Below are 20626 nucleotides of genomic sequence, written 5' to 3'. Positions count from 1 at the left end.
CGCTTGCGGCGTGGGGTTATTGGTAAGCCAGGGTGAAATCGACGATAGAGCTGAACTCACCCGGGACAATCACCGCCGGGGTCGCAGTGCCACCGCTGGTGACTGGTGGGACATCAGGATCGCCCTGCAGGAAGGCGGCGAAGGCCAGCGTGTTGGCACCCTTCTGGATTTTTTGCGCCTGGGTAGCATCACCCAGTTTGATCACCCGGCTGGAACCATCGGTAATGGCGATGCTGGCACCTTTGGCGGTGCCGGTGATACCGAGCAGATCGGCGTTACCGGCGGAAGCGGCACCGGTAAAAGTAGCGGTGACGTTTTTCAACGTAGTGACATCGCAATTTTCCAGTTTGATATCGAAGTTTTTCGGGGTGGATTTACCCTGGCTTTTCAGCGCGACATTGGAGATTTGGCCCAGATTGACGGTTTGGTCCGCCGTTTCCGGGGTGATAGAGCAAGGCGCATCAATAATCGAGCCTTTGAAGGAGATAGTACCCGCCTGTGCAACAGAGACCGTACCCATGGCCAATCCCAGGCCCATCATCAAAGTGACCAACTGCTTAATTTTCATCTAACTTTTCCTTTTATGGTTATGCGACGGCGTCGCATAGGTTCCAATCACACGTTGATTTATGTTCATCCATTTACGCCTGGCCGGTGGTTGTACAGCGCCGTGGTAACACGGTAAAAACGCAACATTTTGGGCCAAACTGTTGTATTAAGTGAATAATGCTAGAAAGAATAAAAAATCAGGTTTAAAAACCTAAGAATTTAGGAAGGAAATTAATTTTAAGAACTTATCACTACTTAAAAATCAGTACGGGGATTTAATGAATAAGAAGGAAGGCTGATGGATATAAGAAAACTATGAGTTGAAAAATAGGTGCTCGGCGCTTAACAAAATTTTAATTCATTGAATAAAAACAATAAAAATAATTTTTAGGAATATTCTCTTTCTCGTATTGACACCTTTTTACAGCGTAATTTAGGATATGTTCCAGTTTGGCCCAAAGTGTTACATTTTTATCCTGAATCCTCCCTTTATTATTCCCCCCTGAAATTGCCATGTTTATTGATATTATTCACGGCCCTATATCGCTCCGCGTGAATAGGTTTGGCCTGTCGTCAGGAATAACCCGGTTAATTCATTCAGAATATCGATATATATAAGAAGTGGTATTTAGCAGGCAAAAAAAACAGGGCCAGACAAATTGCCTGGCCCTGCTTCTAAAAGGGTTACTGCCGGTAATAAATTAGCGATTCAGAACCGCTTTTACTGCCTCGCCGATGTCAGCCAGGCTGCGTACGGTTTTAACCCCTGCCGCTTCCAGCGCCGCAAACTTCTCGTCTGCCGTGCCTTTACCGCCGGCAATGATGGCGCCGGCATGGCCCATACGTTTGCCTTTAGGCGCGGTAACACCCGCGATATAGCCAACCACTGGCTTGGTCACGTGTTCTTTGATGTAAGCTGCGGCTTCTTCTTCCGCGCTACCGCCGATCTCACCGATCATCACGATCGCTTCAGTCTGCGGGTCTTCCTGGAACAGCTTCAGGATATCGATAAAGTTGGAGCCCGGGATCGGGTCGCCACCGATGCCCACACAGGTAGACTGGCCCAGACCGGTATCGGTGGTTTGTTTCACCGCTTCGTAGGTCAGGGTACCAGAGCGGGAAACGATACCCACTTTGCCCGGCAGGTGAATGTGGCCAGGCATGATACCGATTTTGCACTCGCCCGGGGTGATAACACCTGGGCAGTTCGGGCCAATCATGCGCACGCCGGCTTCATCCAGCTTCACTTTCACGGTCAGCATATCCAGTGTAGGGATGCCTTCGGTGATGGTGATGATCAGTTTGATGCCTGCATCGATAGCTTCCAGGATGGAGTCTTTGCAGAACGGTGCCGGTACATAGATGACGGACGCGGTTGCACCAGTCGCTTCTACCGCTTCACGCACGGTGTTGAACACGGGCAGGCCCAGGTGCTCAGTACCGCCTTTGCCCGGCGTTACGCCACCGACCATTTTGGTGCCGTAAGCGATGGCTTGCTCGGAGTGGAAAGTCCCCTGGCTACCGGTGAAACCCTGACAAATTACTTTGGTGTTCTTATCGATTAAAATGGACATTATTTGCTCCCCACTGCCGCAACAACTTGCTGAGCCGCATCAGTCAGGCTGGTCGCAGCAATGATATTCAGACCGCTGTCCGCCAGTTTCTTGGCGCCCAGCTCGGCGTTATTCCCTTCCAGACGCACCACCACCGGGACGTTAACGCCCACTTCGGCTACTGCGCCAATGATACCGTCAGCGATCAGGTCGCAACGCACGATACCACCGAAAATGTTAACCAGAACCGCTTTCACCTTGTCGTCAGACAGGATGATTTTGAAGGCTTCGGTCACGCGCTCTTTGGTTGCACCACCGCCCACATCGAGGAAGTTGGCTGGCTCGCCGCCGTGCAGTTTAACGATGTCCATGGTACCCATCGCCAGGCCTGCGCCGTTAACCATGCAACCGATGTTGCCGTCGAGAGCAACGTAGTTCAGCTCCCACTGTGCCGCACGAGATTCACGCTCATCTTCCTGAGAAAGGTCACGCATTTCACGCAGCTCAGGCTGGCGGAACAGGGCGTTGCCGTCAGCGCCCAGTTTGCCGTCCAGACAGATCAGATCGCCCTGCTTGGTCACCACCAGCGGGTTGATCTCAACCATTGCCAGGTCACGTTCCAGGAACAAGGTCGCCAGGCCCATGAAGATTTTGGCGAACTGGCCAACCTGCTTGCCGGTCAGACCCAGTTTGAAGGCCAGCTCACGACCCTGGTAAGGCTGTGGGCCTGCCAGTGGATCGATGGTCATTTTGTGGATCAGTTCCGGGGTTTCTTCCGCAACTTTCTCGATCTCAACACCACCCTCGGTGGATGCCATGAACACCACGCGACGGCTTGCACGGTCAACTACCGCGCCCAGATACAGTTCTTTATCAATGTCGGTCGCCGCTTCTACCAGGATCTGGTGAACCGGTTGGCCCAGCGCGTCAGTCTGGTAGGTCACCAGACGCTTGCCCAGCCAGGCTTCAGCGAAAGCACGGATGTCTTCCTTGCTGTTAACCACTTTAACGCCGCCAGCTTTACCGCGACCGCCAGCATGAACCTGACATTTTACCACCCACGGGCCGGAGCCGATTTTGGATGCGGCTTCTTCTGCTTCACGCGGTGTGGTACAGGCGTAACCGGTTGGTGCCGGCATGCCATACCGAGCAAACAGCTGTTTTGCCTGATATTCGTGTAAATTCATGATGTTCTATCCATTCAGTTCTGAAGGTTTTAGCCGAGCCATTTTGGCGGAAAACCGCATGACTTTAGTCGGCCACATAGCACAGAGTGTGGGCGCGGCGTACCGCGCCCATCAGGGTTATACGTTCAGCAGCAGACGAGTTGGATCTTCCAACATATCTTTTACCGTCACCAGGTAACTGACGGATTCTTTACCGTCGATCAGGCGGTGATCGTAAGACAGAGCCAGATACATCATCGGCAAGATCACAACCTGGCCTTTCACCGCCATTGGGCGATCTTTAATGGCGTGCATGCCCAGGATGGCGCTTTGCGGTGGGTTGATGATCGGGGTAGACATCAGTGAACCAAATACGCCGCCGTTGGTAATGGTGAAGTTACCGCCGGTCAGCTCTTCCACAGTCAATTTGCCGTCACGGCCTTTGACTGCCAGCTCTTTGATTTTCTTCTCGATATCTGCCATGCCCATGCTGTCTACATCACGCAGGACCGGGGTTACCAGGCCACGTGGAGTAGAAACCGCAATGCTGATATCGAAGTAGTTGTGGTACACCACGTCGGTGCCGTCGATAGACGCGTTCACTTCCGGGAAGCGTTTCAGCGCTTCAACTACCGCTTTGATGTAGAAGGACATAAAGCCCAGACGAACACCGTGGCGTTTTTCGAAGGCTTCACCGTACTGCTTGCGCAGGTCCATGATCGGCTGCATGTTGATTTCGTTGAAGGTGGTCAGCATCGCAGTGCTGTTCTTCGCTTCCAACAGGCGCTCGGCTACGCGCTTGCGCAGGCGGGTCATAGGGACGCGTTTTTCACTGCGACCGCCCAGAGCGGGCTGCGGTGCGGCTTCAACGGCGGCGGCGGCAGGCTTGTCGGCTTTTTTGCCGTTAGCCAGGTGCGCTTCCACGTCTTCGCGAGTGATACGACCACCCACACCGCTGCCTTTAATGGCGGCAGCATCGAGATCGTGTTCGGCAATCAGGCGGCGGATCGCCGGGCTGAGTGCGTCGTTGCTCTCTTCTTCCAGGCTGGCGGTAGCACGCTGGGCCGGAGTGGATTCTTTAGCCTGACTTTTCTCTTGAGTCGGCTTGCCGGAGCTGTCGCCCGGACGAATACGGCCGAGGAGCTGGCGAGAAAGCACGGTTGCGCCCTCTTCTTCCAGGATCGCATCAAGAATGCCTGCTTCGCTGGCCGGGACTTCCAGCACAACTTTGTCAGTTTCGATTTCAACCAGAACTTCGTCACGCTGGACGCTGTCACCTGGTTTCTTGTGCCAGGTGGCTACGGTCGCATCGGCAACCGATTCAGGAAGGTCAGGAACCAGAATATCTACGCTACTCATTTAGCTTTCCCTTAATCTTTAACAATATTCAGCGCGTCATTAACCAGAGCCTGTTGCTGCTTCTGGTGTACGGACATATAACCGACTGCCGGTGAGGCAGAGGCTGGACGTCCGGCGTAACGTAAAGAAGCCCCGAACGGCACCACTTCACGGAAGTTGTGTTGGCTGCAGTACCAGGCACCCTGGTTCAGCGGCTCTTCCTGACACCAGACGAAATCATGCACGTGAGCATACTTCTCCAGCACCGCCTGAAGGGCCTGATGCGGGAACGGGTACAGCTGCTCAATACGGATGATGGCCACGTCTTTCTGGTCGTTCTTGCGGCGTTGTTCCAGCAGATCGAAATAGACCTTACCGGAGCACATCACCACGCGTTTAACCGCTTTCGGATCCAGATCGTCGATCTCACCAATCGCCGGCATAAAGGTGCCGTTAGCCAGTTCGTCGAGCGAAGAGGTCGCCAGCGGATGACGCAGCAGAGATTTCGGTGACATCACCACCAACGGACGGCGCATACCGCGCAGCGCCTGACGACGCAGCATGTGGTAAACCTGTGCCGGGGTAGACGGGATGCACACCTGCATATTCTGCTCAGCACACAGCTGCAGGTAACGTTCCAGACGCGCAGAGGAGTGCTCTGGGCCCTGACCTTCGTAACCGTGCGGCAGCAGCATCACCAGGCCACACATACGGCCCCATTTCTGCTCGCCGGAGCTGATGAACTGGTCGATCACCACCTGAGCGCCGTTAGCGAAGTCACCGAACTGCGCTTCCCAGATGGTCAGGGTGCGAGGTTCTGCGGTGGCGTAGCCATATTCGAACGCCAGTACGGCTTCTTCAGACAGCACGGAGTCCCAAACTTTGAACTCGCCCTGCCCGCTGTGGACATTGGCCAAGGGTACGTAGACCGAACCGTTTTTCTGGTTGTGCACCACCGCATGACGGTGGAAGAAGGTGCCGCGACCGGCATCTTCACCGGACAGACGAATCGGAATGCCTTCATCAACCAGAGTGGCGTAAGCCAGCGTTTCCGCTGCGCCCCAGTCAAATGCTTTGTTGCCTGCAGCCATCTCTGCGCGGTCACCGTAGATTTTCGCTACGCGTGACTGCATTTCGATCGCTTCCGGCGCAGTGCTGATGCGACGAGCCAGTTCCTGCAGGCGCTTCATCTCAACCTTGCTTGGGTACTCTTCGTCCCACTCGTGGTTAAGGTACGGCGACCAGGTAAAGGTATGCAGGTTCATCGGACGCCATTCTTCAACCACGCATTCACCGCGGTCGAGCGCATCACGGTACAGGTTGACCATTTCCGTGGCATCTTCCAGGCTGGCGACCTTTTGTTCGGTCAGAACGTCAGCATAAAGCTTGCGCGGCGTCGGGTGTTTTTTGATCTTCTGGTACATCACCGGCTGGGTTGCACTTGGCTCATCGGCCTCGTTATGCCCATGGCGACGGTAGCAGACCAGATCGATCATCACGTCACGTTTGAAGGTGTTACGGAAATCCAACGCCAGACGGGTCACAAAGGCCACCGCTTCCGGATCGTCAGCATTGACGTGGAAGATCGGCGACTGCACCATCTTGGCGATGTCAGTACAGTATTCGGTAGAACGCGCATCCAACGGGTTGGAGGTGGTGAAACCAACCTGGTTGTTGATCACGATACGTACCGTGCCGCCCACTTCGTAACCGCGAGCCTGCGACATGTTCAGGGTTTCCTGAACCACGCCCTGGCCGGTAATGGCGGCGTCACCGTGGATGGTGATTGGCAGTACCATGTTGCTGCGCGCTTCGTCCAGACGATCGCGACGGGCACGTACAGAACCCATAACCACCGGGCTGACGATCTCCAGGTGCGACGGGTTAAACGCCAGCGCCAGGTGAACCATGCCGCCTTCGGTTTCTACGTCGGAGGAGAAGCCCTGGTGATATTTCACGTCACCGGTGCCGAGGTGTTCTTTATGCTTGCCGGCAAACTCGTCGAACAGGTCGGCAGGTTTTTTACCCAGCACGTTGATCAACACGTTCAGACGGCCGCGGTGGGCCATGCCCAACACCACTTCACGCGTGCCGTTCTTACCGGCGTGGCGCACCATCTCTTTCAGCATTGGCACCAACGCATCGCCGCCTTCCAGCGAGAAGCGTTTCGCCCCTGGGAATTTAGCGCCAAGGTAGCGTTCCAGGCCTTCCGCTGCGGTCAGCTCGTTCAGGAAACGGCGTTTCTCGTCATTGGTAAAGCTGGCGTGCCCCACCACCGATTCGATACGCTGCTGGATCCAGCGTTTCTCTTCGGTATTGGTGATATGCATGTATTCCGCGCCGATCGAGCCGCAGTAGGTCTGCTTCAGCGCCGCGTACAGGTCGCCCAGCTTCATGGTTTCTTTGCCGATGGCGAAAGAACCCACGTTGAAGGTTTCCTGGAAGTCGGCGTCGGTCAGGTTGTGGTAGGCAGGTTCAAGGTCAGGAACTTGCTCCCGCTGCCACAGACCGAGCGGATCGAGGTTGGCATGCTGATGTCCGCGGAAACGGAAGGCGTTAATCAGCTGCAGTACCTTGACCTGTTTGGCGTCAGTGTCTGGATCGTTGATGGTGGTGTTGTAACGCGCAGAGTCTTTCGCCAGGCGGCGGAAGTAGTCACGCGTTTGAGAGTGAAGCTGATCGGGTTTTACACCCGCGGTTGGTAGCTGTTGAAAAATGGAACGCCAGCTATCTTCAACGGAGCCCGGATCGGTTAAGAAGTCTTCATAGAGCTGTTCTATGTAAGACTGGTTCGCGCCCGCCAGATAGGAGGAATCCAGCCAGGCCTTCATTGCGCCGTTCTGCATCATGATCCCTTAAGCTTTGAAGCTTTAGTTTTCGCCGTGGTTAACATAATTACCGTGATGGATACGGTTTGCCGTAGAAACGGTTCACTCGACGTACTTTTAGCCAAAAGAAAGGCTCGGTACGTTCTGCTATGGACCTTGCGGTCCCTTACAAGGAACCTCTAAAAACCGGCGGGCGAACCAGGCTGCTTAGCGCCGCAGCCGCGGGTCAGTTTTTAGAGGTTCCCTCCTTTGTGATGTGCGCCGGAAACTGCCCGGCGCAGCATCTCATTCCACTTATGCCCCGCGTTGCAGCAGCATAGACTTGATATGACCGATTGCACGCGTCGGATTCAAGCCCTTAGGACATACACTGACACAATTCATAATGCTATGGCAGCGGAAAACACTGAAAGCGTCGTCCAGATCGTCTAAACGTTCTTCCGTTTCCGTGTCACGGCTGTCAATCAGGAAGCGGTACGCCGCCAACAGGCCAGCCGGGCCGATGAACTTGTCAGGGTTCCACCAGAATGACGGGCAAGAGGTGGAACAACAAGCGCATAAAATGCACTCGTACAGACCATCCAGCTTGGCACGCTCTTCCGGCGATTGCAGGTGCTCACGCGCCGGCGGGTTCTTGCCGTCGTTCTGCAGGAATGGCTTGATCTTTTCATACTGGGTATAGAACTGACCCATATCAACCACCAGATCGCGCACCACCGGCAAGCCCGGCAACGGACGGATCACAATCTTTTTGTTGCCTTTGGTCAGCGACGACACCGGAGTGATGCAGGCCAGGCCATTTTTACCGTTCATGTTGATCCCATCGGAACCACATACGCCTTCACGGCAAGAACGACGGAACGACAGGCTTGGATCTTTTTCTTTCAGCTGGATCAACGCATCCAGCAACATCATGTCGCGACCTTCTTCCGCTTCCAGGCTGTAATCCTGCATGTGCGGAGCGTCGTCAACATCCGGATTGTAGCGATAAATTGAAAATTCGAGTTTCATCAATCGATCTCCGCAATTAGTAAGAACGCACTTTCGGCGGGAATGCCGGGCGCAGCTTCGGTTGCATGTTCACTTCACGACGCGTCATGCTTTCCGATTGCGGCTGATACAGCGAGTGACACAGCCAGTTGGCATCATCACGTTCCGGGAAGTCGAAGCGGCTGTGTGCGCCACGGCTCTCGGTACGGTAGTTTGCCGACACGGCGGTGGAAAACGCGGTCTCCATCAGGTTATCCAACTCCAGGCATTCGATGCGCTGGGTATTGAATTCGCTGGAGGTATCGTCCAGACGTGCATTCTTCAGACGTTCACGGATCTCTTTCAGCTCTTCCAGCCCTTTCGCCATTGCATCACCTTCACGGAATACCGAGAAGTTGTGCTGCATACAGGCTTGCAGTGCCTTGCGGATTTCAACCGGATCTTCACCTGAACGGGTGTTGTTCCAGCGGTTCAGACGATCCAGCGACGCTTCTACATCGGATTCGCTGGCATCACGGCTTTCGCCCTGTTCCGCCAGAGATTCGTGCAGATGCATACCGGCAGCACGGCCAAACACCACCAGGTCCAGCAACGAGTTGCCGCCCAGACGGTTGGCGCCGTGTACCGATACGCAGGCAATTTCGCCTACGGCAAACAGCCCCGGGATCACTACGTCTTCGCCTTTCTCGTTCACCGTCAACGCCTGGCCGGTCACTTTGGTCGGAATACCGCCCATCATGTAGTGGCAGGTTGGGATAACCGGGATAGGTTCTTTGACTGGATCGACGTGTGCGAAAGTGCGCGACAGTTCCAGAATGCCCGGCAGGCGGGATTCCAGCACTTCTTTACCCAGGTGATCCAGCTTCAGCTTGACGTGTGGGCCCCACGGACCGTCACAGCCGCGGCCTTCGCGGATTTCAATCATGATCGAACGGGCGACCACATCACGGCCCGCCAGGTCTTTGGCGTTTGGCGCATAGCGCTCCATGAAACGCTCGCCGTGTTTGTTCAGCAGGTAACCGCCTTCACCACGACAGCCTTCGGTCACCAGTACCCCGGCACCGGCAATACCGGTCGGGTGGAACTGCCACATTTCCATGTCCTGCACCGGCACGCCGGCGCGCAGCGCCATGCCGACACCGTCACCGGTGTTGATATGGGCGTTGGTGGTGGACTGATAAATACGGCCTGCACCGCCGGTCGCCAGCACGGTGGCTTTGGCTTTGAAGTAAACCACTTCACCGGTTTCGATGCAGATAGCCGTGGTGCCGACCACCGCGCCATCCTGGTTTTTCACCAGATCCAGCGCATACCACTCGGAGAAGATGGTGGTGTGGTTTTTCAGGTTCTGTTGATACAGGGTATGCAACAGGGCGTGACCGGTACGGTCAGCCGCCGCCGCGGTACGTGCCGCCTGCTCGCCACCGAAGTTCAGTGACTGGCCGCCGAATGGGCGCTGATAGATGCGGCCTTCTTCGGTACGGGAGAACGGCAGACCCATGTGCTCCAGCTCCAGAACCGCTTCCGGGCCGGTTTTACACATATACTCAATGGCGTCCTGGTCACCGATATAATCGGAACCTTTCACCGTGTCATACATATGCCATTCCCAGTTATCTTCGTGGTTATTACCCAGGGCTACGGTAATGCCGCCCTGCGCAGACACGGTATGGGAACGGGTCGGGAATACTTTGGACAACAGGGCACAGGTAGAGCCCGTTTGAGAAATTTGCAGTGCCGCGCGCATACCTGCGCCGCCTGCACCGATAACTACAGCATCAAACTCTCTGACCGGCAGTTTCATCTTACGCACCCCACACTACGATTGTTCCGTACAGTAAATAGACCAGCAACACGACAACGATCGCCAGTTGCAACACCAGACGTACCGCTACCGGCTTGACGTAATCCGTCAGCACCTGCCACAAACCAATCCAGGCATGAGCCAGAATCGACAGCAGCGTCAGCAGCGTGAACACTTTCGTAATAGAGGTGGCGAAGAAGCCACGCCAGATTTCGTAGGTGAGATCCGGAGCCGTGACGAAGAAGCCCAGGATATACAGAACATACAGGGTGATGACGATAGCGGAAGCACGCAGTAACAACCAATCGTGTACGCCGTTGCGTCCTAATGCAGAAACATTGTTTACCATACGAGGACTCCAGCCAGAACTGACAGCACGACGGTCAGACCGATCGCCACCTGGGCAGAACGGGTACCGGCGGCTAAACTCTCTTCGATATAGCCAAAATCCATTAACAAATGGCGAATGCCACCGCAAATGTGATAGGCCAGCGCAGTGAGGATGCCCCAGAATATGAATTTGACAACGAAGCTATTCATGATGGCAGCAGCCTGCATGAAACCCTCTTGGGAAGAGAGTGACAGGCCCAGCAGCCAGAGGAGGATACCCACGGCAACGAAGGTAATTACGCCAGAGACTCGGTGTAAGATGGACGCTATCGCAGTTACGGGAAACTGAATCGTTTGCAGATCCAGGTTGACAGGTCTTTGTTTTTTCACGTTTTTGCCCACACAGCTCTTATTATTTTCCTTCCTCCGGCCTGGGCGGGGATCAGACAGCGTTAAGAGCCAAAACCCTCACACGTCACGCGCTCAAACAACAACATCCTCTGTGCTTAAACGGCGCGTAGTTATAACGCTGGGTGCTCCTACTTCAGGGTATCCCGGAGACCTGGCGGCAGTATAGGAGGATCACATTCTGATTACAATTCCCATACAATCCCTTTGGTAACATTTCCCCCGAACAGTGATTTAGATCACGGATTTCACAATTGGCACAAAATTAATTATCTGATTTGACAAGAGATCAACAATTCCATTACATATAGGGGCACAAACGGCCCTATGATGCGCTATAGGTCAGCAGATACACTTCCCCCGATGTTCAAGATATGCAACAGTGTATTTGAAAGAACCTATCCCAATGGCGGTTTTTGCCGGTCACATTTGCAGCACATTGCCGCAGATAAGCACAAATAAGGCATATAAAACAACCTATTGGGATAGGTTCAACCACCCCCGAACACGTCGTAGGTAAGATTAACAGAACATAACGAATTCCGATGAATCGTTAACAACTGGTCACCCGCCTCGTTCGCCTGGTTAGCACTCTGTACCCTACCCGCGCATTTGCGCAGTCGCTCACAGAGTTAGCGTCCGCTCCATTTTTTGCGGGCAACCTGAGGAGAATTAAGGTATTTCAGTTGTTAGAGGTTTTTAAAATAAGGCGCAAAGGAGACTGTAAATGACTGATAAGAAAGCGACGCTAACCATTAATGATGGTGAAGCTCCAATCGAACTGGGCGTATTGACCCCGACACTGGGCCCCGATGTCCTTGATGTCCGCGCCCTGGGCTCCAAAGGTTATTTCACGTTTGATCCCGGCTTTACCTCTACCGCTTCCTGCGAATCCAAAATCACCTTCATTGACGGTGACAAAGGCGTACTGCTGCACCGCGGCTTCCCGATCGAACAGTTGGCGAAAGAGTCTTCCTATCTGGAAGTGTGCTACATCCTGCTGTACGGCGAGACCCCGACCGCAGAAGAGTTTGAAACCTTCAAAACTACCGTGACCCGTCACACCATGATCCACGACCAGATCACCCATCTGTTCCGTGGCTTCCGTCGTGACTCACACCCAATGGCCGTACTGTGCGGTGTGACCGGCGCCCTGGCGGCGTTCTACCACGATGCATTGGACGTCAACAACGAGCGTCACCGCGAGATCACCGCGTTCCGCCTGCTGTCCAAAATGCCTACCGTGGCGGCCATGTGTTACAAATATTCGCTGGGTCAGCCGTTCGTTTATCCGCGTAACGACCTGTCCTACGCCGGTAACTTCCTGCATATGATGTTCGCCACCCCGTGTGAAGAATACGTGGTGAACCCAGTGCTGGAACGCGCAATGGATCGCATCCTGATCCTGCACGCAGACCACGAGCAAAATGCTTCCACTTCTACCGTACGTACCGCAGGCTCTTCAGGCGCTAACCCGTTTGCCTGTATCGCTGCCGGTATCGCTTCTCTGTGGGGCCCGGCACACGGCGGCGCCAACGAAGCCGCACTGAAGATGCTGGAAGAGATCAAGACCGTTGAGCACATCCCTGAGTTCATCAAGCGCGCCAAAGACAAGAACGACTCGTTCCGTCTGATGGGCTTCGGCCACCGCGTGTACAAGAACTATGACCCACGCGCCACCGTGATGCGTGAAACCTGTCACGAAGTGCTGAAAGAACTGAACAAGAAAGATGACAACCTGTTGGAAGTGGCGATGGAGCTGGAACACATCGCGCTGAACGACCCGTATTTCATCGAGAAGAAACTGTACCCGAACGTCGACTTCTACTCAGGCATCATCCTGAAGGCGATGGGTATTCCTTCTTCCATGTTCACCGTTATCTTTGCCATCGCCCGTACCATCGGCTGGATTGCGCACTGGAACGAAATGCATGACGAAGGCATCAAGATTGCCCGTCCGCGTCAGTTGTACACCGGCTATGCCGAGCGTGACTTCAAGTCCCAACTGAAAAACCAATAACGCCGCTTTACCCTACATAAAGCAGCAAAACGCCGTCCCCCTGGACGGCGTTTTTTTTGCCCTATCCCCAGGAAGAGGGGCGGGGTGAGGGAAACATTGAATAACCTATTTCTGACAACCCGGGCACCAATAAAAGGGTCGTGAAGACAGCGTCGTGCGCTCGATCATCACACCACATCGCTCGCAGGGTTCACCACTGCGATGGAACACCTTAAAACTGAACAATGCGCCGTGATGGCGGTTTTCATCCACCTGCCCGCGCGTTTGGTAAGACAAACGAGGCACCGCCAGCAGCGCCTCCGCCAGTCGCTGCAAAGCATCAGGCTCCAGATCCTGTGGCTTGTGCTGGGGTGCCAGCTCTGCCTGCCAGAGAATTTCAGCCCGCAGATAATTGCCCAGCCCGGCAAGGAACGCCTGATCGAGCAACATGCCGCCCAATTGCCGACGACGAAACGCCGGCGATAACAGCCGCTGTTCTACCGCCGTCGTCGTTAACGTCATATCCAGCACGTCGGGACCGATACGCTGTAGGAACGGGTGCTGTTCAATTTCTTCACGCGGCCCGACGGTAATCTCCGAGGCGCTGTACAGCAAAATCGCCCGCTCCGCCGTTTCCAGTCGCACGCGCAGATCCCGCTTGGTTTCCGGCGTCTCCCCCGCTTTTACCACCTTCCACACGCCATACAATTGGTTATGGCTATACAGCGTCAGTCCGTTGGAAAAGTGGGTCAATAGTGCCTTACCGCGCGGCTCAATAGCGATAATACGCTCACCGATTAACCGGTCGCGATAGTGTTTAAGCTGGGGAAAGGCAAAACCGACTTCGGTCAGTGGCTGGTCGATCACCGCCGCCGCCAGTGCATCCGCCGCCCGGCGAATTTCCGGTCCTTCCGGCATATGAAAACTCCTGAGTGGACCCCGGTGCAGCAAAGTGCACCGGGGGTATAACTGCGGTTAATGTGTCGCACCGCCGACAACCTTCAGATCGTGTTCAACCTGCAGCGCAATGGAAATCGCCAGCTCCAATGCAAACAACACCGTGGTCGCCGCCATGCTTGGCGCGCCCGGGTGAGCGGCAGCCTGTTCCGGCAGATAAGGGATATGAATAAACCCGCCCTTGATTGCCTGCTGGTCGCTTAAACGGTGCAACAAACCGTACATCACGTGGTTGCAGACATAGGTGCCGGCCGTTTGCGATACCGAGGCGGGGATGCCCGCTTCACGCATCGAGCCCACCATCGCCTTGATCGGCAGCGTGCTGAAATAGGCTGCCGGTCCGCTTTCAACAATAGGTTCGTCGATCGGCTGTTGCCCTTGATTATCGGGAATTCGTGCATCATCGACGTTGATCGCCACCCGTTCGAGGGTGATATCGGTACGCCCACCGGCCTGGCCGATAGCCAGCACCATCACCGGCTGCACTTCATCAATCGCCGTATTCAGTGCTTCCAGCGCTTCGCCAAACACACAAGGCAACTGGCGAGCAATGATGCGCGCACCGGCCAGCTCCATATCATTGAGTTGCTTGACCACTTCCCACGAAGGATTAACGCGTTCGCCGCCAAAGGGCTCAAAGCCCGTGATCAATACCTTTTGCATGCGTTCTCCTTACAGGAACATCAGGAAATAAAGCAGGAATACGTTGACCAACAGTAACAGCACCCCGGTCGGGATCTGTGCCTTGATCACCGCATTCTTGTCCGGCAATTCCAGCAACGCCGCCGGTACAATATTAAAGTTAGCAGCCATTGGCGTCATCAGCGTGCCGCAATAACCGGAAAACATGCCGATAGCCGCCATCACTGCCGGGTTTCCGCCGTGCTGCAACACCAGGATCGGGATGCCGATACCGGCGGTGACAATCGGGAAAGCCGCAAAGGCGTTGCCCATAATCATGGTCAACAGCGCCATGCCGATGGCATAAACCGCCACTGCGATAAAGCGGTTATCGACGGCCAGATACTCCTGGGTCAGATGAGAAATTGCCGTACCGACACCAGCAGTAGTAAACAGCAGGCCCAGCGTGGCGAGGATTTGCGGCAAAATAAACGCCCAGCCGATGGAGTCCAGCAGGCGACGCGCTTCCTGGATCGGCTGCAACGCTTTTTCATGGGTCATTTTTACTGCGATAACCAGGCCAAGCAAACAACCGGCGGTCATCGAGAACAGAGTAATCAAGGTGGCATGGTTGCCGCTGCCGAAGACCGCAGTTTGCAGCGCCGGAATATTATTGAACAACAGCACGCCCACCACCGTCACCACCGGAATTGCCAGCGCCGGGATAAACAGCCGGTTGCCCAGACGTTTGGCGCTCTCTTCGCGCTGCTGCGGGGTACGTTGGTGATAGCTGCCCAAACGCACACCGCCGAAACCGGCGATCAACGCCATGATCACCACTACCACGCCGACAATGATGTGCAGCATGCGTTTCTCGTTGCTGCCTTCACCCAGCACGTCGCCCAACAGGCTATAGGTCCAGTCGCCGACCAGGAACACCAGGCCGTACAGTGCCCAGAACAGGCCAGTGGTGACGCGGCGCGGGTTGGCACGATCGCGGAATGACATCACCGCCACGATCAGCAGTACTACGCCGGCCAGCCAGTAGAGATATTGTTGTTGGAAAGTCATTGGGCATCTCCTTTGGCCTGCAGCGCCGCCTGGTTGAGCTGCGACAGTTCAGCGCTGAGCTGTTTATCCATCCGGTAAAGCCGGAACGCATGGATCAGGAAGGCAAAGATGGCGGTAGGAATGCCCCATAAGGCGATATGCAACGGCTCGGTCTGGATGCCGCCGGATTCCAGCATAAAGTTGTGCATGAAGATGATTGCGCCGAAGGCGACAAAGATATCTTCACCAAAGAACAAGCCAACGTTATCCGTAGCGGCAGACATGGCACGCAGACGGTGACGCGTACGCTCCGGCAGCTCGCCGTAACGGTTTTCCGCCGCCCCTTCAGCCATCGGCGCCAGCAGTGGGCGCACCATTTGCGGGTGACCGCCCAGGCTGGTCAACCCCATGGCGGCGGTAATTTCACGCACGAACAGATAGACGATCAGCAAACGTCCGGCGGTGGCACTTTTGATCTTGGCGATCCACGCCTGTGCACGTTCTTTCAACCCGTGACGTTCCAGCAGGCCGATCACCGCCAATGGCAGCAACAGGATCAGCGGCAGGTTACGGGTATTGAGGAAACCTTCGCCCAGTTTTTCCAGGATCACATCCAGCGGCATCAGTGCCGCCAGCCCGGTGATAATGCCGGCGGCAATCACCACCAGCACTGGGTTAAAGCGTAAAACAAATCCAACCACGATGGCAGCTATACCAATCAGTGGCCATAAGTTAACGGCCTGTTCCATAGTATTCCCTCGGTAATTTCTAATAGTTTGTGTTGTGTGTTTGTGTTGTACGTATTTAATTATTTTTATTCTGCGCTAACGCTGATGCCTTCCAGGGCAAAACGTTCGCGCAGCGTGCGCGCATATTCCAGCGCGTGTTCACCGTCGCCGTGCAGGCAGACGGTTTCAGCCTGAACGGCGGCCCAGGTGCCGTCCAGAGTGCGAACCCGATGGTGGCGTACCATTTCCAGCGTTTGTGCCAGCGCCAGTTCATCGCTGTTAATCAGTGCCCCTGGCTGACCACGAGGGACCAAGGTGCCGTTGGCCTGGTAACCACGATCGGCGAACACTTCCTGCCGCGTTACCAGCCCCTGTTTTTCACCGGCGCGGATCAACTCGCTACCCGCCAGCCCCACCAGCCGCAAGGTCGGATCGACCGCTTTAACCGCCCGGGCGATGGCTTCCGCCAGTTCCGGTTCTACCGCCGCCTGGTTGTACAGCATGCCGTGCGGTTTGACGTGAACCATCACCCCGCCTTCAGCACGGGCGATCGCCGCCAGCGCGCCAAGCTGATACACCACCTGCGCGTAAACCGTTTCCGCCGGCAGTTGCATACGGGTGCGGCCAAAGTTCTCGCGATCGGGAAAACTCGGGTGCGCGCCAATGGCTACACCGTATTCCAGCGCCCAACGCACCGATTGACGCATGGTTTGCGCATCACCGGCGTGAAAACCGCAGGCGATATTGGCCGAGCTGACCAGTTGCAGCAGCGCCTGATCGTTGGCGCAGCCCTCGCCGAGATCGGCGTTCAAATCAACGATCATTTAACCCCCAGGCAATCTGTTGAATAAAGTGCTCCTGTTCGACCCTGGCGCGTTGTGCCTCGGCCAAAGTACAGGGAACAAAGTGGATGGCCTCACCCAGACGGATCTGCGCCAGATGGTAAAGATCGGCTTCGATCACGCAGGCAATACGCGGGTAACCACCGGTCGTCTGCGCATCCGCCATCAGCACGATTGGCTGGCCATTGTGCGGTACCTGTACCACCCCCGGTAACAGGCCGTGCGACAGCATTTCGCGGTCAGTGGTGCGGCTCAGCGCATGGCTGCCGTGCAGACGATAACCCATGCGGTTACTCTGCGGGCTCAGTTGCCAGGCGGTGCGCCAGAAAGCCTCTTTAGCCTCTTCGCTGAATTCATCATATTCCGGCCCCGGTAACGCCCGGATACGGTTGTTGAACAGCGGTTGCTTCACGCCGGTGCTCTGCAGTGGCAATGAATGGCCTTGCCCCAGCGGCAGGCTGTCGCCATCGCGCAGGTTGCGCCCTTCCAGCCCACCAAAGGCGGCTTTGTTATCGGTGCTGCGCGAACCGAGCATTTCCGGTACCGCGATGCCCCCGCCGATCGCCAGATAGGTGCGCATACCGCGTTTTGGCGTTTTCAGTATCAGCTGTTGGCCCGAATTAACCGGATAACGCCAGCCGGTCCACAGCGGTTTGCCGTCCAATTGCGCATCGCAACCGGCCCCGGTCAGAGCGATCCAACCTGGCTGAGTAAATTCGGCGCTAAATTGCCCAAGGGTGATTTCCAGCCCGGCAGCATGGGCGTCATTGCCCACCAGCAGGTTGGCGATCCTCAGCGCAGGTTCGTCGAGCGCCCCGCCCTGACTAACGCCCAGACGACGGAAACCGTTACGGCCCAGATCCTGCACCGTGGTGTAAATACCCGCACGCAAGATCTTCAGCATACCCCCTCCTTCTGCGGCACAAACCGCACGCTATCGCCGGGGCGCAGCAAGGTTGGCGGCATTTCATAAGGATTAAACAGTGCCAGCGGAGTACGGCCAATCAACTGCCAGCCACCGGGGGTGTTCAATGGATAAATCCCGGTTTGGCTGCCACCGATGCCGACGGAGCCTGCCGCCACGGACAGGCGCGGTTCGGCGCGGCGCGGCGTCGCCAACTTTTCCGGCATGCCGCCCATGTAGGAGAAACCAGGCTGAAAGCCAAGGAAATAGACCACGTATGCCGCTGAGGAATGGCATTCCACCACCTGCTGCGGCGTCATGCCGGTGTGGCGGGCCACTTCATCCAGGTCGGGGCCATCCTGACCGCCATAGATCACCGGAATATCCACCTGACGCGATTCTGGCATCAGACTTTCCTTGCTGTCCCACCCCTGTTGCAACAGCGCCAGCATCGCTTGCGCGTCGGCCTGCGGCGTATTCAGCAGCAGCGTAAGATTGTTCATGCCCGGTATCACTTCACGCACATCGGGATGATGATTCAGTTTTTCGGCCAGCGCCCAGATCCGCTGCTGACTTGGCAGCGTCACCGGTGGCGACAGTTCAAGCACTACCGCTCTTTCACCTAATAAGTAACATCGTGCTCGTTGCACCCTTTTCCCCTTATCCCCGTCATCTTTTATTATTTTCAAAACCCATCTGTTATGCGTGACAGCGCGCTGGCTGTCAATAGAACAACCTTTGATAAAATAAGGGATTAGGCTATTAAAAGGATTCAGCCACGGTAAAAACCGGGCTGGATCCTGGGGAGGAAAATCAGGCGGGATTGGGGATATCGATAAAGGTCACATCAAAGCCATGATGATGGGCCAGCCATTCACCGAGCGCTTTGACGCCACCGCGCTCGGTGGCGTGGTGACCGGCGGCGAAGAAGTGAATGCCCATTTCCCGCGCGCTGTGAATAGTTTGCTCAGAGACCTCACCGCTGATAAAGGCATCTACGCCAAAGCGTGCGGCGCTGTCGATAAAGCCCTGACCACCGCCGGTGCACCAGGCCACACGGCGGATATGCGCCGGGGCGTTATCGCCACAGTGCAGCACCGCACGGCCCAGACGGCTCTCGATGCGCTGTTGCAGTTCAACACCGGTCAGCGGCTGCTCGAATTCACCGTGCGGCACCAACGGCTCCACTTCGCCAACCATCCGAATGCCCAGCAGATGCGCCAACTGTGCGTTGTTACCCAGCACCGGATGCGCATCCAGCGGCAGGTGATAAGCGTACAGGTTGATGTCATTGCTCAGCAGCGTTTTCAGCCGGTTACGCTTCATACCACGCACCGAGGGCGCTTCGTTTTTCCAGAAATAACCGTGATGCACCACAATGGCGTCCGCCTGGTGCTCCACTGCGGCATCCAGCAGTGCCTGACAGGCGGTCACACCGGTGACGATACGCTGCACATGCGGCCGCCCTTCCACCTGCAGGCCATTCGGACCGTAATCCTGAAAGGCCGCGGTGTTCAGCTCGTTATTGATCAACTGTTCCAGATCTAGGTTACGCATAGAATTCTCTCTTCAATTCAAAATGTCTGCCGGTCGCCCTGTTCCATCAGGATAAATTTTACGCCCAGGTTGTTACCCTGATCCAACTGCTGTTTGATGGTCGCACGCACGTCTTCCCCCTGCTTCAGGCTGGGCTTGATATGGCTGATCACCACCGGGAAATCTTTCAGCGAGCCTTCACCCCCGCTGTACTGGGTCAGACTTTTCAGCTCCTTCAACAACCAGGCCGGCGTCAGGTGGCCATACAGGTTTTTATCTTCCACCTCATTGGGATAGGAGGTTTCGATAATCATCCCTTTCAGTTTTTTCTGTTCGATAAGCGGCCCCAGCACGCGCCAGGCACTATCCAGATTGCGTGATTGCTCGAGGGCATCCGCCCCGGTGTCACCGAAATAGGCGAAAGAACCGCTGCGATCGGACACCAACAGCATTGAGGAAGGGTAGCGATCATGACTGAGCGGATACATCACGCCACTCAGGCCAGTGACGCCCAGGGTCACGCGTTGCTGCGGCCGTACCGTTTGCAGCCGGTAGGTCCCCAAGCGTGAACCATTGCCGGAGTCGGTAAAGTTAGGCCAGGCCTTCCAGTTAAAGTAATGATTGCGCAGGGTCAGAATGGTATCGGCCTGGGCATAGATATTCTTTTTAGTGTCTTCCGGCGCGCCAATAATCAGCCCTGCCACGTGGTCAAGATGGCCGTGGCTGATAAAGTAGGCGCCGATCAACTGGCGAAATATGTAGCCCTGCTGGGTATAAGGCGCGGCCAACTCAGGGGTAACCTGCGGGAAACTGCCTTTCTCCAGCCCTTTGGCAATGCCCGGCAGCAGTGAACCGGCATCCAGCGCCAGATACTGCGGCTGGCTGTCGTTGCGGATCAGGTAGGAGGTCAGATTGCCGTCGCTGACGCCGCCGTCCACGCCCAGCGCCACCACGTCAAAGCCGGCCAGCGCCAGGGCTGAATAGCCACTCAGACACAGGGCCAGCACCTTTTTCATCATTATT

At 55.7% G+C, this 20626-nt stretch carries 19 protein-coding genes; 1 reads left to right on the top strand and 18 read right to left on the bottom strand.

Annotated features, from left to right (window positions below):
• Positions 1–16: 16 nt before the first annotated feature.
• From BEI65_RS22290 to sdhC, 9 genes are all read right to left on the bottom strand, one after another.
• Positions 17–568: a fimbrial protein gene (locus tag BEI65_RS22290; protein WP_099065134.1), complete on the bottom strand. Its 552-nt coding sequence runs from the start codon at positions 566–568 to the stop codon at positions 17–19.
• Between the two features lie 682 nt (positions 569–1250).
• Complete coding sequence (sucD, locus tag BEI65_RS22285; protein ID WP_012005705.1) at positions 1251–2123, bottom strand: succinate--CoA ligase subunit alpha; 873 nt, start codon at positions 2121–2123, stop codon at positions 1251–1253.
• Positions 2123–3289, bottom strand: coding sequence for an ADP-forming succinate--CoA ligase subunit beta (gene sucC / locus BEI65_RS22280; protein WP_012005704.1), 1167 nt, complete (start codon positions 3287–3289; stop codon positions 2123–2125). Before sucC ends, sucD begins: the two co-directional genes overlap by 1 nt.
• 117 nt (positions 3290–3406) lie before the next feature.
• A complete protein-coding gene (gene odhB, locus BEI65_RS22275) occupies positions 3407–4627 on the bottom strand; it encodes a 2-oxoglutarate dehydrogenase complex dihydrolipoyllysine-residue succinyltransferase (protein ID WP_099065133.1) in 1221 nt (406 codons plus the stop codon).
• Between the two features lie 11 nt (positions 4628–4638).
• Entirely contained in the window at positions 4639–7452 is a 2814-nt protein-coding gene (sucA, locus tag BEI65_RS22270; protein WP_085115613.1) for a 2-oxoglutarate dehydrogenase E1 component, read from the bottom strand.
• 276 nt (positions 7453–7728) lie between these two features.
• Positions 7729–8445 carry a succinate dehydrogenase iron-sulfur subunit gene (locus BEI65_RS22265; RefSeq protein ID WP_012005701.1) on the bottom strand — a complete coding sequence of 239 codons (717 nt, stop codon included), beginning with the start codon at positions 8443–8445 and terminating at the stop codon, positions 7729–7731.
• A gap of 16 nt (positions 8446–8461) precedes the next feature.
• The gene (gene sdhA / locus BEI65_RS22260) at positions 8462–10228 is read right to left on the bottom strand and encodes a succinate dehydrogenase flavoprotein subunit (protein ID WP_085115612.1); all 1767 of its coding nucleotides are present in this window, start codon (positions 10226–10228) and stop codon (positions 8462–8464) included.
• 1 nt (position 10229) lies between these two features.
• A complete protein-coding gene (gene sdhD / locus BEI65_RS22255; RefSeq protein WP_012005699.1) occupies positions 10230–10577 on the bottom strand; it encodes a succinate dehydrogenase membrane anchor subunit in 348 nt (115 codons plus the stop codon).
• On the bottom strand, positions 10571–10960 hold the full coding sequence (sdhC, locus tag BEI65_RS22250; RefSeq protein WP_004949747.1) for a succinate dehydrogenase cytochrome b556 subunit: 390 nt from the start codon (positions 10958–10960) through the stop codon (positions 10571–10573). Before sdhC ends, sdhD begins: the two co-directional genes overlap by 7 nt.
• A 733-nt stretch (positions 10961–11693) precedes the next feature.
• Here sdhC and BEI65_RS22245 point away from each other — a divergent pair.
• Positions 11694–12986 (top strand): citrate synthase, encoded by a 1293-nt coding sequence (locus BEI65_RS22245; protein WP_085115611.1) that lies wholly within the window; start codon positions 11694–11696, stop codon positions 12984–12986.
• 105 nt (positions 12987–13091) lie between these two features.
• Here BEI65_RS22245 and nei read toward each other — a convergent pair whose 3' ends face one another.
• The 9 genes from nei to BEI65_RS22200 all read right to left on the bottom strand — a co-directional run bounded on the left by nei (position 13092) and on the right by BEI65_RS22200 (position 20622).
• Positions 13092–13883 carry an endonuclease VIII gene (nei, locus tag BEI65_RS22240; RefSeq protein ID WP_099065132.1) on the bottom strand — a complete coding sequence of 264 codons (792 nt, stop codon included), beginning with the start codon at positions 13881–13883 and terminating at the stop codon, positions 13092–13094.
• A gap of 57 nt (positions 13884–13940) precedes the next feature.
• The gene (pcp, locus tag BEI65_RS22235; protein WP_099065131.1) at positions 13941–14585 is read right to left on the bottom strand and encodes a pyroglutamyl-peptidase I; all 645 of its coding nucleotides are present in this window, start codon (positions 14583–14585) and stop codon (positions 13941–13943) included.
• A 9-nt stretch (positions 14586–14594) separates the two neighbouring features.
• Positions 14595–15614, bottom strand: coding sequence for a DUF979 domain-containing protein (locus BEI65_RS22230; RefSeq protein ID WP_099065130.1), 1020 nt, complete (start codon positions 15612–15614; stop codon positions 14595–14597).
• Entirely contained in the window at positions 15611–16342 is a 732-nt protein-coding gene (locus BEI65_RS22225; RefSeq protein WP_099065129.1) for a DUF969 domain-containing protein, read from the bottom strand. The genes BEI65_RS22230 and BEI65_RS22225 overlap by 4 nt, the downstream gene beginning before the upstream one ends.
• Positions 16343–16407: 65 nt before the next feature.
• Complete coding sequence (pxpA, locus tag BEI65_RS22220; RefSeq protein ID WP_099065128.1) at positions 16408–17145, bottom strand: 5-oxoprolinase subunit PxpA; 738 nt, start codon at positions 17143–17145, stop codon at positions 16408–16410.
• Positions 17135–18067, bottom strand: coding sequence for a 5-oxoprolinase subunit PxpC (gene pxpC / locus BEI65_RS22215; protein WP_085115606.1), 933 nt, complete (start codon positions 18065–18067; stop codon positions 17135–17137). Before pxpC ends, pxpA begins: the two co-directional genes overlap by 11 nt.
• Entirely contained in the window at positions 18061–18717 is a 657-nt protein-coding gene (gene pxpB, locus BEI65_RS22210; RefSeq protein ID WP_099065127.1) for a 5-oxoprolinase subunit PxpB, read from the bottom strand. Before pxpB ends, pxpC begins: the two co-directional genes overlap by 7 nt.
• Before the next feature lie 163 nt (positions 18718–18880).
• The gene (locus BEI65_RS22205; RefSeq protein WP_099065126.1) at positions 18881–19624 is read right to left on the bottom strand and encodes a type 2 GTP cyclohydrolase I; all 744 of its coding nucleotides are present in this window, start codon (positions 19622–19624) and stop codon (positions 18881–18883) included.
• A gap of 17 nt (positions 19625–19641) precedes the next feature.
• Positions 19642–20622, bottom strand: coding sequence for an MBL fold metallo-hydrolase (locus BEI65_RS22200; protein WP_099065125.1), 981 nt, complete (start codon positions 20620–20622; stop codon positions 19642–19644).
• Between the last annotated feature and the right edge of the window lie 4 nt (positions 20623–20626).

The organism is Serratia sp. BW106, from assembly GCF_002607755.1.
Taxonomy (GTDB): domain Bacteria; phylum Pseudomonadota; class Gammaproteobacteria; order Enterobacterales; family Enterobacteriaceae; genus Serratia; species Serratia proteamaculans.
Note: the sequence above shows the minus strand (reverse complement) of the source record. Positions and strands in the feature narration are given on the sequence as shown.